The sequence below is a fragment of the Cylindrospermum sp. FACHB-282 genome (genome assembly GCF_014697195.1).
Lineage (GTDB): Bacteria > Cyanobacteriota > Cyanobacteriia > Cyanobacteriales > Nostocaceae > Cylindrospermum.
This window is the reverse complement of record NZ_JACJRJ010000001.1, coordinates 1-15499: the sequence shown is the minus strand read 5'-3', so window position 1 is coordinate 15499 and position 15499 is coordinate 1. Positions and strand designations below refer to the sequence as shown.

Annotated in this window: 11 protein-coding genes and 2 pseudogenes; 2 read left to right on the top strand and 11 right to left on the bottom strand. The window is 42.4% G+C overall.

The features are described from left to right. Nucleotides 1–726: 726 nt before the first annotated feature. Nucleotides 727–3198, top strand: a complete 2472-nt coding sequence (locus H6G32_RS00065; protein ID WP_190453036.1) for a HEAT repeat domain-containing protein — start codon at nucleotides 727–729, stop codon at nucleotides 3196–3198. 333 nt (nucleotides 3199–3531) lie between these two features. Here the strand turns inward: H6G32_RS00065 and H6G32_RS00060 are convergent, their stop codons facing one another. From H6G32_RS00060 to H6G32_RS00045, 4 genes are all read right to left on the bottom strand, one after another. Beyond that, nucleotides 3532–5175, bottom strand: a complete 1644-nt coding sequence (locus tag H6G32_RS00060; RefSeq protein WP_190453034.1) for an acetolactate synthase large subunit — start codon at nucleotides 5173–5175, stop codon at nucleotides 3532–3534. A gap of 172 nt (nucleotides 5176–5347) precedes the next feature. Next, entirely contained in the window at nucleotides 5348–6715 is a 1368-nt protein-coding gene (locus H6G32_RS00055) for an NAD-dependent succinate-semialdehyde dehydrogenase (RefSeq protein WP_190453032.1), read from the bottom strand. 331 nt (nucleotides 6716–7046) lie between these two features. Continuing rightward, nucleotides 7047–7529, bottom strand: coding sequence for a DUF1622 domain-containing protein (locus H6G32_RS00050; RefSeq protein WP_190453030.1), 483 nt, complete (start codon nucleotides 7527–7529; stop codon nucleotides 7047–7049). 97 nt (nucleotides 7530–7626) lie between these two features. Then, nucleotides 7627–9243, bottom strand: a complete 1617-nt coding sequence (locus H6G32_RS00045) for an adenylate/guanylate cyclase domain-containing protein (RefSeq protein ID WP_190453028.1) — start codon at nucleotides 9241–9243, stop codon at nucleotides 7627–7629. A gap of 292 nt (nucleotides 9244–9535) precedes the next feature. Between H6G32_RS00045 and H6G32_RS00040 the strand changes: the two genes are divergently transcribed. Continuing rightward, on the top strand, nucleotides 9536–11005 hold the full coding sequence (locus tag H6G32_RS00040; RefSeq protein ID WP_190453026.1) for a serine/threonine protein kinase: 1470 nt from the start codon (nucleotides 9536–9538) through the stop codon (nucleotides 11003–11005). A 21-nt stretch (nucleotides 11006–11026) separates the two neighbouring features. On the opposite strand, the gene ylqF is transcribed toward H6G32_RS00040, so the two are convergent. The 7 genes and pseudogenes from ylqF to H6G32_RS00005 all read right to left on the bottom strand — a co-directional run. Further along, nucleotides 11027–11917, bottom strand: coding sequence for a ribosome biogenesis GTPase YlqF (gene ylqF, locus H6G32_RS00035; protein WP_190453023.1), 891 nt, complete (start codon nucleotides 11915–11917; stop codon nucleotides 11027–11029). A gap of 28 nt (nucleotides 11918–11945) precedes the next feature. After that, nucleotides 11946–12314, bottom strand: coding sequence for a VOC family protein (locus H6G32_RS00030; protein ID WP_190453019.1), 369 nt, complete (start codon nucleotides 12312–12314; stop codon nucleotides 11946–11948). Between the two features lie 134 nt (nucleotides 12315–12448). Next, nucleotides 12449–12736 (bottom strand): annotated as a pseudogene (locus H6G32_RS00025) (formate dehydrogenase accessory sulfurtransferase FdhD); the annotation flags it as partial. A gap of 534 nt (nucleotides 12737–13270) precedes the next feature. Next, the gene (locus tag H6G32_RS00020) at nucleotides 13271–13567 is read right to left on the bottom strand and encodes a helix-turn-helix domain-containing transcriptional regulator (RefSeq protein ID WP_190453484.1); all 297 of its coding nucleotides are present in this window, start codon (nucleotides 13565–13567) and stop codon (nucleotides 13271–13273) included. Continuing rightward, nucleotides 13560–13898, bottom strand: a complete 339-nt coding sequence (locus H6G32_RS00015; protein ID WP_242046455.1) for a type II toxin-antitoxin system RelE/ParE family toxin — start codon at nucleotides 13896–13898, stop codon at nucleotides 13560–13562. The genes H6G32_RS00020 and H6G32_RS00015 overlap by 8 nt, the downstream gene beginning before the upstream one ends. Before the next feature lie 31 nt (nucleotides 13899–13929). Then, complete coding sequence (locus H6G32_RS00010; RefSeq protein ID WP_190453017.1) at nucleotides 13930–14634, bottom strand: Uma2 family endonuclease; 705 nt, start codon at nucleotides 14632–14634, stop codon at nucleotides 13930–13932. Nucleotides 14635–14736: 102 nt separating this feature from the next. Continuing rightward, nucleotides 14737–15201, bottom strand: a pseudogene (locus tag H6G32_RS00005) (molybdopterin-dependent oxidoreductase); the annotation flags it as partial. Nucleotides 15202–15499 lie beyond the last annotated feature (298 nt).

The following is a 15499-nucleotide window of genomic DNA, read 5'->3' as shown; positions in this document are numbered from 1 at the left end:
CGCCTGTTTTTTACTCAAAATCTCTCGCTGCGTTGCTATACTTCCGGAACCTCACCCCCAACCCCCTCTCCTTGGTAAGGAGAGGGGGCTAATTTTTTCTTTCTCTGCTTGCCTATGGTGTACACACAAGTTATCCGATTACCCAAAAGTACTTCAAAACCTCAAAGATTCCTGACCTTTTTTGAATTCAAAATGCAAAATAGAGCCTACGGCTCCCGTAAGGGATACAAAATTCTGTTAGTCAGAATAAAAACAATTTTGAATTAATTAATTCCGAGTACAGGCTCCCACTGATTCTAAGAATTAGCGGTCTACAATCAATCAGTGGTAGCTCTGAACCCACCACTGATTGTCTTTAATTTTTAATTTTTAATTTTTAATTTTGAATTCCCCGTTCGCCTTTGGCGTCCCGTAGGGAAGGGGTTGACTCAAACCCCTCTCCTTACGAAGGAGAGGGACAGGTTGTGCGTAGCAGAACCAGGGTGAGGTTTTGAATCGGCGTGTTCCTTACCCTGCACCCCTCTGCGTTTAAAACTTCAACCTTGATTTGTATCAAAATACCAGGAAAATAGCAGATAACAAGGTAAAACCTCAGCAAAATCTTCTAAAAGCTTTTATCATCTACCTAGAAGTTAGATTTTCGGATAGGCTCACTCAATTAGACAGTAAGGAGACAATTACCCGCCTCATTTCTGCCCCAAGTCCCCTGGTTCTAACCTCCAAATCATGCTGCAAACTCCCCCCAAAACCAAAAAGCCTTCCCCCTTAATTCTTTATCCCTTAGTCTTCATCCTTTCTTTCCTCCTCACCCTCCCTTGGGTTAGCGCCAAAGAAGCACCCAAACCCAAGCCCCAAGACTGGCAGATTAACAGCATAGTAGCCGCCCTTGATGATGAACATGACAGAGTGAAGCAATATGCTCTATACAAATTAACTGAATATGACCTGAAAGACTTGAAATCAGTATTTAAGAAGCCGGAAGATATTGCACAGAAAGCGGTCAACATCCTCAAAGATAAATCCGTTGACACCAATGTTCGTTATTATGCGGCTGAAGCATTAGGAAACCTGGGGGATGCTGCCAAACCCTACGTCAAAGACATTGCTGACATCCTCAAAGATAAAACCGTTGACACCAATGTTCGTTATTATGCGGCTGAAGCATTAGGAAACCTGGGGGATGCTGCCAAACCCTACGTCAAAGACATTGCTGACATCCTCAAAGATAAAACCGTTGACACCAATGTTCGTTATTATGCGGCTGAAGCATTAGGAAACCTGGGGGATGCTGCCAAACCCTACGTCAAAGACATTGCTGACATCCTCAAAGATAAAACCGTTGACACCAATGTTCGTTATTATGCGGCTAAAGCATTAGGAAAGATAGAACAACTAAACCTAAATAACATTGTTGTCGTCTTGGATAGCATCTATTACGAAGGTCAATCAGAATTTCAAAGGTGGCGTTTTTTAACTTATTTCCTTGGTGGTGGCACTGAAGACGTGAAAACGCTGCTGAAATGGGTTGGTAAGCCTAAAGCAATTCCAGACAAGCTGACACACGATGAAGGTATTAAAATTCTGAATTTATTCCTCAAAACTTGGGAACTCAGTAAGGGGCTGGAGGGATTAACAACAGACTTAGCAATGAAGATTGCTATAGTTGCCAAAAAAGCTTCTTGGCAACCCCAAGATATTGCCATCCTTGAAACTCACTATAACAACCTCAAAAAAGCTGAATTCAACGAAGCTGATTCTTTACAGTCAGTGATAATTAACCTTCAGGGTTGGAAGTGGTTTTTTAATGCTTGGCAAACTATCCTCATTCACATTACCTTTTGGCTAGCCCTCATCTTCGCTTACCCCAAATCGCCCCAAGTCCAAGCCATCTTCTTCTGGAACCCTTGGGTAAGGCGTATTTTGGGCGTTGGCTATGTTGGCTTTTGCCTCACCTGGGTTCCATTCTTCCGAGGTAAATTATTTGAACCGTTCAAGCCTTCCCTGTTAGCAGATGCTGGGTTAGATAATTTCAATCCTCAAGGATATTTCCCAGAATCTAAAGTTAAAATTCCCGGTTCAGAAGAAATCATCACCATTAACGAAGCGCTACCCAGCATCAAAGGGCAAATTGTCCTAGAAGGTGATTCTGGTTTGGGTAAATCGATGTTTCTCCGCTATCTGGTGAAAACTTCCCAGCGTATTGTGGTTTATTTGCCGGCACAGAAGTGTGATAAAGGTGTAATTGAGGCAATTCAAGCCAAGCTGCATGGACAAGTACAAGATGCGGACTTTTTGAAAAACCTAATTTATAGCGGTGCTTTAGATATCTGCATTGACGGACTTAACGAAGTCACTGCTGACACCAGGGCGAAAATTACTCAGTTTGTGGAAAGCTATTTCCGGGGCAATATTATTATGACTACTCAGCCCTTAGAGTGGACACCCCCCTCAACAGCCAAGATATATCAATTGCAACCCCTGGAACAAACACAAATTCAAGATTTCTTAATTTCCCGTCAGCCGCGATTACCCAAAGATGCTAAAAATCAGGGTAATGATTACGATAAAGCCTGCACCGACTACCTGAAACAAGCCCTCAACTCCCAGCATTCACCAGAAGAGTTAGATGCAGCCCGTCGGATTCTTTCTAATCCAATGGATTTAACTCTCGTAGCTTTGATGATAGCGCAAAACGAATACCCCGATTTATTCCATTTGCAAGCACAGCAATATAAGTTGATGGCGGCAGAATACCTGCAAGAATGGAAACAGGAATTTCCGCTAAAAAGGTTTTCGGAAGCAGTTTATCAAGTGCGACTGCAAGATAAACAAGCTTTACCTGGAGATGAATTTTATCAAGTGTTGATGTCTTTAGAAGATGAAAAATATAAGATGGTTATCAGCCGTCAGTGGAAAGACGAAAAAGGCGACGCGAAGAAAGAATGGTATTTCCGCCACGATAAAATTATGGAATTCTTCTTAGTACAAAACTTTCTCGGTGATGGTGCTGAAGCAAAAGACCGTTTAATTGACCATATCAACGACCCCAGATTTCGCGGCGTTTATTTTTTGTTAGCGACTTTATTACCTTTAGATGCTGCGAAGGAATTGCGGGAGAAGTTAATTCAATATGCTGCTGATACTAAAGATCATACTGTGAGTGATACCTTTGTGCAATTGTTGCGTCCTAGGAGTTGAAAGAGACCTCACCCTGGTTTTGCTATGCAAAACCTGTCCCTCTCCTTACGAAGGAGAGGGATGTTTGTATTGGAGGAATGATGATTTTATCCCGTAAGGAGAGGGATGTTTGTATTGGAGGAATGATGATTTTATCCCGTAAGGAGAGGGATGTTTGTATTGGAGGAATGATTATTCTAGATATAAACGTATAAAAATTGATTTTGCGCTTCTGTGTAATAGAAAAAACCTGAAAAATTACGCTATCTAGAGACGTTGCAGAACAACAAGATTCCCGACTTCTCAAAGAAGTCGGGAATCTGTGGCGTTGCAGATTACTATTTACACAAATGTTTAGACATCACAATGTAACTCGCCGGCTTTTTGGGTAAAGCGGCGGTTTTCGCGATAGTCTACGGGACAATCTATCACCGCTGGCACATCTTGAGCTAGGGCTTCTTTGAGGACAGGAATTAAATCGGTAGCTGATTCAACTCGATAACCTTTTAAACCCATGCTTTCGGCAAATTTGACAAAATCAGGATTACCAAAATGGACAAAGGATGAGTTACCTTTACCAAATTGATTTTCTTGTTTCCACTCAATTAAACCATAGCCACCGTCATTAAAAATTAAGGTGACAAAGGGCGTACCAACACGCAAAGCTGTTTCTAATTCTTGGCAATTCATCATAAAACCACCATCGCCGGTTGCGGCTACAACTTTGCGGTTAGGGTTGACGAGTTTTGCTGCTAATGCACCAGGAATGGCAATTCCCATGGCTGCAAAGCCATTAGAAATAATGCAAGTATTGGGACTATGACAATGATAATGACGGGCCATCCACATTTTATGTGCGCCTACATCTGAGATGACAATATCATCTGGGCCCATCACTTGCCGTAAGTCATAAATTAACTTTTGGGGTTTAATGGGGAATCCATCATCCTTGGCATATTGTTCATAATCGGCACGAATTTCTCCCCGTAAGCTGATGGCGTAGGGATTAGGTTTGCCTTGTCTGTCTGCTAATTTTAATATCTCACTGAGAGAATCGGAAATATCACCAACAACTTCGGCTTTGGGAATATAACTACTATCAATTTCTGATTGGTCTGCGGCAATATGCACGATCGCAATATTACCTTCAGGATTCCACTTTTTGGGAGAAAATTCTATCAAATCATAGCCAATACAAATTACTAAATCTGTGTTATCAAAGCCACAAGTAATAAAGTCTCTTTGCTGTAATCCTACTGACCACAAAGCCAAGGGATGGGTATAGGGAATCACACCTTTGCCCATGAAAGTATTGGCAACGGGGATATTCATCTGGGTGGCGAATTGTGTCACCGCATCACTAGCTTGGGCACGAATTGCCCCATTTCCAACTAAAATGAGGGGGTTAACTGCCTGAGAAATGGCGGCGGCGGCGGCGCGAATACTGGCAAAGGAAGCATAGGTTTTTTCGATATTGTCCTTATGCAAGGGTTTGCCTTCTACCGGCATGGCAGCAATATTTTCTGGCAAGTCGATGTGAACTGCACCAGGTTTTTCAGATTGCGATCGCTTAAATGCCTTTCGCACTACTTCTGGTGTAATACTCGGCCGCACAATCTGCTTATTCCACTTGGTTACAGGTGCAAACATTGCCACCAAATCTAAATATTGGTGTGATTCGATGTGCATTCTATCGGTTCCCACTTGCCCGGTAATTGCTACCAAAGGCGCACCATCAAGGTTGGCATCGGCGACACCGGTCATTAAGTTAGTTGCCCCAGGGCCGAGAGTAGACAGACAGACTCCGGCTTTGCCTGTTAAGCGTCCATAAACATCTGCCATGAAGGCTGCACCTTGTTCATGACGAGTAGTAATAAATTTAATGGAAGAATGTTTTAGTGCTTCTAAAACGTGCAGGTTTTCTTCACCAGGGAGTCCAAAAACATATTGAACTCCTTCGTTTTCTAAACACTGCACCAATAGTTCAGCGGTATTCATTTGATTTCCTCATTAGCAACAAATAGTTAATACTGGAGATTGCGGATTGGGGATTGATGATTGGGGATTAGGGATTGGAGACTGGAGGTTGGAGACTGGAGGTTGGAGATTAGTTTTTACCCATTACCAATTACCCATTACCAATTACCCATTACCAATTACCAATCCCAAATTATTTAATCCACACAGTTTTGACGTTGACGAATTCATGTAAGCCTTGAATGCTCAATTCTCGGCCGTACCCAGAACGCTTAGTGCCTCCAAAGGGCAAGCGGGGGTCAGATTTGACCATACTGTTGATAAATACTGCACCTGCTTCGATTTCCTCAATCAGGCGATCGCGTTCTTGGTCGTTTGTTGTCCAAGCACTTGCACCCAAACCAAAGGGTATTTCATTAGCTAGTTTGATAGCAGCATCAATATCCCGAATGCGGAATAATAACGCTACCGGGCCAAAGAATTCTTCTTGGGCAATTGGACTGTCTATGGGAATATCTATGATAATGGTTGGCGGGTAAAAGTTCCCAGTCCGATCTGCTAAAGGATGCCCGCCGATGAGGACTTTACCGCCACTTTTGACGGCTTTTTGCACTTGCTGGTCTAATTCTTGGAGAATATCGGGAGTTGCCAATGGGCCTAAATCGGTATCTGGCTCCATGGGATCGCCAACTTTCAGCGCGGCGAATTTCTCTAGCAGCAGTTTTTCAAATTTATCGGCGATCGCATCGGCAACAATAAACCGCTTGGCTGCAATACAAGATTGCCCATTATTTAACATCCGCGCTGTTGTCGCTGTAGCAACTGCTGCCTCTAAATCAGCGCTTTCTAAGACAATAAACGGGTCACTTCCCCCCAATTCCAAAACAGTTTTTTTCAGTTGCTTACCCGCTGCGGCGGCTAGAGATGCCCCTGCTGGTTCACTTCCTGTTAAGGTAGCAGCTTTGACTCGGTCATCAGCCATTAAATCGGCAACTTTAGCAGCACCGATTAACAAAGTTTGAAATGCACCTTGAGGAAAACCTGCCCGTTGCAGAATATCTTCAATTGCCAAAGCGCACTGGGGCACATTGGAAGCGTGTTTAAGTAAGCCGACATTTCCCGCCATCAGTGCAGGTGCAGCAAAGCGGAAAACTTGCCAGAAGGGGAAATTCCACGGCATAACTGCGAGAATTGCACCCATTGGCTGATAGCGGACAAAACTCTGGCTACCATCAGTTTTTACTGGCACATCAGCCAGGAAACCAGGTGCGTGTTCGGCGTAGTAGCGACAGACGAGGGCGCATTTTTCTACTTCGGCGATCGCTGCTTTGAATGGTTTGCCCATTTCCAGCGTCATTAACTTGGCAAAATCTGCCTTTTCTTGTTCTAAAATTTCTGCCGCTTTTTGCAGCCAGTGCGATCGCTGCTGAAAACTAGTCAAGCGGTACAAATCAAAAGCCTGACCAGCCAAATCTAGTTTAGCGGCAATTTCTGCATCCTTGAGCGGCTCAAAGGTTTTGAGCCTCTCCCCAGTGGCGGGATTAATGGTGGCGATAGCCATTACCTGACCTCCCGGTTAAAAATAGCTTGAGGTAGCTTCCTAGTGTTACACAGATCAATTACAGAAGCTACACCAAAATTTTAGTCTCACAATCAACTATTAGTTGCTCAATCTTCAACTTTGGTAACTAAAATATACTATTTGCTAAGTATTAACCACGTTTAACATAACATAGCAAACTGTGTTTAAAATTGAAATATAGATAATATAGCAATCCTAAACCATTCGTGAGAAACTTTATTACCCATTACCAATTACCAATTACCAATTACCCATTACCCATTACCAATTACCAATTACCCATTACCCATTACCAATTACCCATTACCAATTACCTATCTAGTAAACGGCTTTGCTCCACCTGCTTAATCTCCCGTTCTAAAAAGTAATTCAGCAAAGTTCGCAATAGAACAATCGCCCCTAAGTTAGAAATATCCTGACGTGTAGGTGCAACCGCAGTTCGCAAAATATCACTAGCAACGGTAAATTCTAATCCCAATGCCAGCGCTCTTCCCAATTGCAGACGTACCACTTCCGTAGAATCAAGATGTTGTTTAGAACGAGAAAATACTTGCCGTAGATAAACAGTGATACCACGAATCACTGCCAGCCCAATCACCAATGCAGCGGCAATTTCTGCCCCTGCTGCTAAGTAGCCAACAATTAACTTTAACCATGAGTCTAATATTTCTCTAGATGCTTCTGCTGGGTTACTTTCGCTGACGTTGAGATTTAAAAGTAGAACTAGACCAAAAATTAATCCCAAAGGTAGCAGAATATTGCCTAAAGACTCACGTAACGGCTCTCGGTTCATAGTAACTATTTGAGCGGAGCAAACAATCTTTTACAATGACGAAAGTGGCAATTACATCCTTCTATTAGAGGAATTATATTTATTGACAACCGTCTACTTAATGCAATTTGGTCTGATAAACCTTGACTAATCGATCAATACCTTTAAAACGATAATCCCCCATTTCCTGAAAATCCAAAGATTGTGAAAGCATTGTATGGGTAACTTCGCTAATCACGCATTCACTGGGGGGACAAACTGCTTCCATGCGAGCCGCCAAATTAATCGTAGCTCCCAATGCCGTATAGTCTACCCGTTGGGAGCTACCAACATCACCCACGACTGCTTTACCGCTGTTAATCGCAATTCTTAGTTGCAAGGGTTCCTGCCAAAAACCGTTGTCATTGAGACTTTGGAGACGAGTAAGCATTCCCTTAGCAGCAGCTACAGCACGATCAGCGTGATCTATTTGCAATTCCGGAGCGCCAAAAAATGCCATAATACAATCACCAATATACTTATCTAAAGTGCCGCCACAAGCAAACACTTCTTGCAACATTTCTTCAAATAATTTATTTAACATTTGAGCGATCGCAGTTGGTGTTAAACGTTCAGAAATTGCGGTAAAGCCCACTAAATCTGCAAATAAAATGCTGATTTCACTCTCAGCAGGAGCCAAACGACCACCTGGTAAACCCCCTACAGATATCAACTGCTGTACAACTGCCGGCGAATGATAACGTTCTAGTCGGTGTCGAATCATCTCTTCGGTTTTGAGTTTCTCTACCAGCAGCCACCGTTGGACACTAGAAGCAACAAGATTAGCTAAAGCCGAAAAAAAGCTCAGTTCTTCCTCACCCTCATTTGCCCAATGGTAAGAAGAAAGATTAGCATCGGCATAAAGAACGCCAACAACTTTGTTTTCATCCCATAAAGGCACCGCCATGGCACTGCGAATCCCTTTTACCAAAATACTTTGTTCACTAGCAAATCGCTCATCTTTCTGAGTGTCAGCGGTTTGAATCACCACTTTTTCGTCAAACACCTTTTGACAGATACTACGACTAATCCAACTGCCATCAGTGGCCAACTGTTGCTGTTGAGAAATGTTTCTGGTGGCAGAATTCATTAACTCTAAGTGACCAGAACCATCGACATCGATTAATAATGCCAAGCGGTCAATACTATCGAGATAGCGAAAAACAACTTGTTGTACTTGAGAAAAAATCTCTTCTATAGATGTTGCCGCAGAGAGATTTTTGGCTATATCTACTAAGTCTTTGAGGCGGGCAATGGTTGTATCTTTATTGTTGTTGCCGCCATTATTGCCATCAGCTTCTATCCATTGCTGTTGCAGTTGTTCGACATTGCGAAGAATTGTTCTTTGTTCACTAATAGGCACCGTTGGTACATACTGAGGCTGCGACTGTACAGCAGTACTTCTTAACAGCACTACCAAACTAACATTACCTAGCAAAATAATGTCATTTTGATGCAACTCTTGAGGAACAGTAACAAGAGCGTCATTCACTATAGTTCCATTTTTACTGCCCAAATCCTCAATCATCCACACACCATCAGCACTTTTTACCAATCGAGCATGGTTGCGGGAAACTCCCCCAAATGGTAAGTACAAGTCACATTCTGGCAAGCGACCGATAGTAAATACATTTTGAGACACTGAAACTGTCGTTTCGGTATTTCCCTGTTGTAGGCGTAGTGTGAGTTCTGTCATGAGTATGTCTATCCTGGATCTGGGAAACTTGCATCTCTGAGGTAAAAGATACGCAGGGTTCCTTTACCTGTTGTTGATGACATTGTTAATGGCATTCCAACAACTATTATGAATTAAAGAAGCGATGCTGGAACCAAAATAAGTGCCTAGTCCAAATATTTCTGAATGCGGAACATTGATACAATTTGTTCGTCTTTTGGATACACGAATATTCTGGAGAAAGTCCCAGGAAATTACTCCTTTCATAAAAAAGTGTATTCTAGTTAACAGTTAACCTCAGTCCAGCTATAACATGATCGGCAGATTACTAGACCAGCGATACCAGGTGGTCGAACTATTAGGCAAAGGCGGATTTGGGCATACTTATATCGCTCAAGATACTCGCCGTCCAGGAAACCCCACTTGCGTCGTCAAACATCTCAAACCCGCTACTAGCGACCCGGACTTTTTGCCAATAGCTAGACGCTTGTTTAATACAGAAGCCGAATCCTTGGAAACCTTGGGCAATCATGACCAGATTCCCCGACTTTTAGCTTACTTTGAGGAAAACGAAGAATTTTATTTGGTGCAGGAGTTTATCGACGGACAGCCGCTGTCGTCAGAAATGCCACGGGGAGAGAGGTGGAGCGAAGAGCAGGTAATTACACTACTGCAAGAAGTGTTACCCATTCTAGAATTTATTCATGGTCATGGGGTGATTCATCGAGATATCAAACCCGACAATTTAATCCACCGGGCTTCAGACAATAAAATAGTCTTGGTTGATTTTGGTGCTGTTAAGCAAGTCAAGAGCTTCTCACTCGTAACTTCAGAAAATCTGAAAAACGAAACTATTGCTGTTGGTACCCCAGGTTTTATGCCAAGTGAGCAGGGTCAGGGTAGACCGCGTCCTTGTAGTGACATTTATGCATTAGGCATGACTGCTATTCAAGCTCTCACAGGCTTGAGTCCCCAGCAGTTTGGAGAGGATGCTGTCAGTGGTGAGATATCGTGGCAGCATCATGCCCAAGTTAGCAGCCAATTGGCGTCTGTTTTGAATAAGATGGTACGCCATTACTTCAAATATCGCTACCAGTCGGCAAACGAGGCACTTAAAGCAGTCACTCCCCTCAGCAGTAGCAATTCACCGGCAGCTGTAGCATCTGCGATGAATCAGGTGTTAGGTAACTATTTGGCAGATGGCTATGTGTCTGCAACCAAGGTGATGCAATATCTTCAGGAATTGGCAAAGCCTTGCTATGTGCCGCCAGATGAGGTAACAACCGCTGAGACTTCTACTCTACAATCAGTAACTGACGTCACTACTATCGCCATCCCGGCTAAAGAAAAGGCGCTGTTAGCTACTACTCCTGTGAATCCATCTCCATTACTCAGAGGTTCCCGGCTGCGCTTGGATTCTATTCTTAAATCTCCTCAAAAATCGCGGTCGCTAATTGGGGTAGGTGCGGCGATCGCTGTAGTTACTTTCGGGATCATTTCTAGTAATCGCTCACAACAAGTTGCTCTCAAGTCTACTGAAAATGCAGTTAAGCCAGTAACAAGTAATCCGAATCAAGCTGAACAAAAACAAAGTTGTCTGATTGTTACTAGCTCATCAAATTTACGTTCTTCATCTGGACAGAGGAGAACAGGCAAGGTTGTGAAAGCAGGTACTAAGGTGATAGTTACTGGAAAAACCAAGGATGGTTGGATAGAAATTAGTTCTCCTGAGTCGGGTTGGATTTGGAAGGGTCGGACAAGAAACTCCTGTCCTAACAAATAGCCGAAATTTCCAGTCGCAAGCTTAAGCAATTCCACTCGGTGGTAAATCCAAAGGAATTTCTCCTAGAAGCCCTTTGCGAAAATCTGTTACCATCTGCCTAGCTGCCCGTTCGATATCACCTTTGTAGCGATGCTCTGCTAAGGCGCGCAAGTACTCGTCTCCGCTGTAGGGTGTAGAATCTAGTTCATAGCGAGACTTTAAGGGTAGCTTGGGCAACAAATCAGGCTCTGCATATTGGATTTCATTGAGTAAATCGACTAATGCTGCTGCGACTAGCTGATTATCGTAAGATGCCTCGCCGATATCGTCACAAATGGCTAATTTCAATGCTGCTGTTTGATTTTCTAACCTAGCAGGGATAACACCAGGAGCATCTAGCAATTGTAACTGATCGGAAATTCGCACCCAGCGTAATTGGCGAGTTACGCCAGGACGAGCTTCACTGGCGACGACACGCTTTCCTATGAGACGGTTAATCAAAGCTGATTTACCGACATTGGGAAAACCAATGACTACAGCACGGACTGGACGGGGTAACATTCCGCGATCGCGTCTTCTTTGATTGAGTTCTACCCCCGCAGCTTGGGCGGCTTTTGCTACTGCTGTGATGCCTTCACCATGTTGAGCATTGGTAAAATAAACAAATTCTCCCTGTTCCCGAAACCAATCGATCCAAAGCGATCGCATTTTGGGCAAAATCATATCTAGTCGATTAAGCACCAATACCCGCTTCTTCTCCCCTACCCATTCATTCATTTGGGGATGGTTTGTCGCTAAGGGAATTCGAGCATCTCGGACTTCCAGCACCACATCTACACGCTTTAGCTGCTCTTTGAGATTCTTTTCAGCTTTCGCAATGTGACCTGGATACCATTGAATCAGATTTAATTTGTAGTTTTGAGTTATAGCCATTGGAAAAAGGTAATTTTAGGGAAATGCTTTAGTTGTGGGATTGATGTAAAATTAAACGGTTGCCGTTAGGATCGTAGGCGTAAATTTCTCTGCCGTGGGACGCTGTGGTAATTTCTCCGGGTGGCGGGTAACCCAAAAATGCCAGATGTGCGATCGCCAATTCTAAATTACTCACCTCTAAACACAAACTTAGCGGACTGTTGGCACTGATGTTAAATTCCGATTCATGTATTTGTTTTGGTTTAAAAATACCTAATCGCAAACCAGCAAGCTGAAATTCAGCATAGACATTGGGAATCAGGTTGGCTGGGTTTTGTTCTAGTAACTTGGTATAGAAATTCACCAAATTGTCAAAATTAACCGCCGCTATCGTGACGAGTGCATGAGCATATTGCATATCTATTTTTATCATAATCTAATGTAGGACGTCACGAGAGTGCTAGTCTCTCGTGACGCCTGTTCTACGTGGTGCTAATTCTCTCCTCGCCAGTGTAGATATTGAATTTTTCCCCGCGCAGGAAGCCGATTAAGGTAGCGTTGCTCACCGTCTACTGACTTATCCACACAGTAGCTGATGCGGTGGATATCTTCTCTACAGTTAATCACGCCTTCACCGTAAAGGAAACCGGCAGCTAATTCAAAATCTGCACCAGGCGATCGCATCGTCACCGCTATTGTCCGATTTGGAGACACCAGACGAATCTCTAATGGTTCTTCAGTGGTGAGATAATCTGAACTCGATAGACTACGAAATAGCATTTTACCATTTTCCACCACCCAGACAGTACTTTTAGTTTTGCTTCCCAGCGGCTTACTCATGAATTAGGTTTAGTAGATTTTGCTTACACTCTCATACCACTCTTATTGTCAGCCGAAATTTCACATAAAGTTTTAGATATCTGGCAATAGATAGAAACTAACAAAATTAGAGTGAACGTAAAAACCAATTCTAAATGTTTGCAGATTTTAAATTGAGAATGTTAAAATAGAGGCACGTAGTAAGGACTTTAGTCCTTAAAATGCTTGGTCGAGCGATAAATCTCTCACTACGAACAAAATTTTTATTTGACATTTAATTATGTCTACCTTCTTAACTGACCTTTTGCCACTACCCAGACAGTGGCTTTTGTTTTGCTTTCAGTAAGCGGATTAATTACCTACTATAATAAACACAATTAATTATTGAAAATTACCCTCTATGCCCAAGCGAGATCCGGCAAAATTAAAATAAGTATCTGTTGACGTCGGTAGCATTGCCTAATCTCTTCATCCGTCAATGGCTGAAAACTCAGCGGTTATTAGTAGATTGCCCACAGGAGTTTTAACACTGGAGGAGGCTTAAAAAACGCTGAATTACCTTGACTTAACTGTTACTGCTAACTGTAAACCTAACGCATTCAACAAAGCAGTCAAACAATAAAATTCAATTTCTCCTTTCTCAGATAACCCTTGGTCAAGTTTCTTGTAAAGTTGCTTGTATTGTATAGAAAGCTGATCAATTCCACCTTGTGCTTCAATCACATTTTTCAGTGCCTTACTTAACATTTTCGGATCACCTTCTTCTAAAACAACTTCTATATAAGCTGCCGCTTCTAATGGATCTTTCAGGTCGGCAATAAGTTTTTTATGATAGCTTATACTTCTAGACATCATCCCCACTCCTATAGTCTTGCCAATATTTTTTTGCTTTCTCTATATCTTTTTCCTGGGTGCTTTTATCACCACCGCACAAAAGAATAATAATTGTTAACCCCTCTTGACTAAAGTATATACGATACCCAGAACCGTAATCAATTCTCAGTTCATAAACACCATCTCCAAGTGATTTATAATCGCCTAAATTACCCTCTTCTACCCTGTCAAGTCTAGCTCTGATTTTAGCTTTTACTTTTCTATCTCGTAGAGAATCAAACCAATTATAGAAAGGACTTATTCCGTTATTTGTGAGATAACTCTTAATCTCCCTTGGTTGCACTTCCATGAGTTTCAGCGCAAGTCTATTGTAATTGATTTTATATTGTATCTGGGTCAATTCCCTTCTGTTGTAACCTAGTTAAAAGTTCCTGAAGTTGTTGTTGACTTTGCTCTAGCTGTTGCTGTTGCTTAACTGCTAATTCTTCAGGTGTAGAATATCTGTTACCACTTTCGTCATACCAAAACAACCATTCTCGCGTGATTCCTTGATAAGTTCCCCGTTCTCTGTCAATGCCCAAACCAATTTCTGGCATCCAGATTTTATCCCCTGGTAGTAAAATATATTTACCTTCAACTAAGCGATAAACTTCTAAACGTTGACGCCTACGACGTAGCCGTGTTGGTGCATAAATGACATAATACAAAATGCCTAACTGGGCATAATCTATTTTCTTTTGTTCGTATTCGCCGTTATAAGTTTGAGAAACAATTTCTAAAGCTAAAACTGGCGGAATTCCTTCTTCTTCCCAAAGGACATAGCTGGAACGTCCATTTTCACCAACAAATCTTTCTACACCCAAACTCAAAAAACCATCGGGAACGATGGCAGGTTTACTGGGTGTAAAATAAATTCCCATATTAATCCCAAAAAACCAATCATCGCGGGTTTGCCATAAGGTGGCTAAGATGGCTAATAATAAGTTGGGAATTAAGATTTGTAGTTCGTTATCCACAGGAGTATCATCAGAATCTGGTAATTCTGCCGATGAAGGTAGGCACTCTAAAGGATTGTATTTGAACATCTTTCTGTTCTCAACCCCCAAAATCTCAGTTTAAAGTCGTTTGTCTATAACTTAACTCTAGCTCAGGTTGCCGGTAAGTCTTTCCAGACGCACCATGGCGTTACTGAGGCGATTTGGTTTTGCAGCGCGAATGCGATCGCTAATTTCTTGTAAAGCCGCATCCCAGCTAACACGACGAAAGCCTTTTTCTCCTCCCTGGCGCATCATTGGATAAGGGAGCCTTCCCAAGTCGCGCAATTCGGCACTTTTTTGTTGTTGCAGTTGGGAGACATCCGCCAGTAAATTAGGGTCAAAAGCTGACATGGTATTCAACCGCAATAACCGCAGCCGGACATTGCAGAGATGGATACCGTCTAGCGTCCAATCTTTCATCCCAGTAGTTCCCAGGGCACAACCATCACAAACGCCCTGATTTAGGATATCCCAAGCATAAGATAATTGGTCACGAGAAAGCCAAATTGCGCGCAGAACTTCCCAGTAATTATTAGGGTACTGTTCGCCAATACCAAAGGGCTTCCAACTTGCCCAATGTTCCGGTGTCCAATGCTGTTTGGGTTGAGGTAACATTAGCTTACCCTGATTAATCACAAATATTAAAACTAATTTGCCATTAGTCAGAGCCTAAGATACTTTTATCTGATTAATCTTTACGTTTTCTGATTTTATCAGTCAAAAGAATCCGCAGAAATTTGACAAAAATCAACATAACTCACCGCAACCAAAAGCTAGATTTCTCAACTTTCGTCAATTGATATAGGACTAATATTTGATTTTTGAAAAAGCTCCGTACATCTGAAGGGTGGGAAAATCAAAGGTAGTGTGTCGGATAAACCATTCAAACATCCATTTTAAATGAGAGAATGTT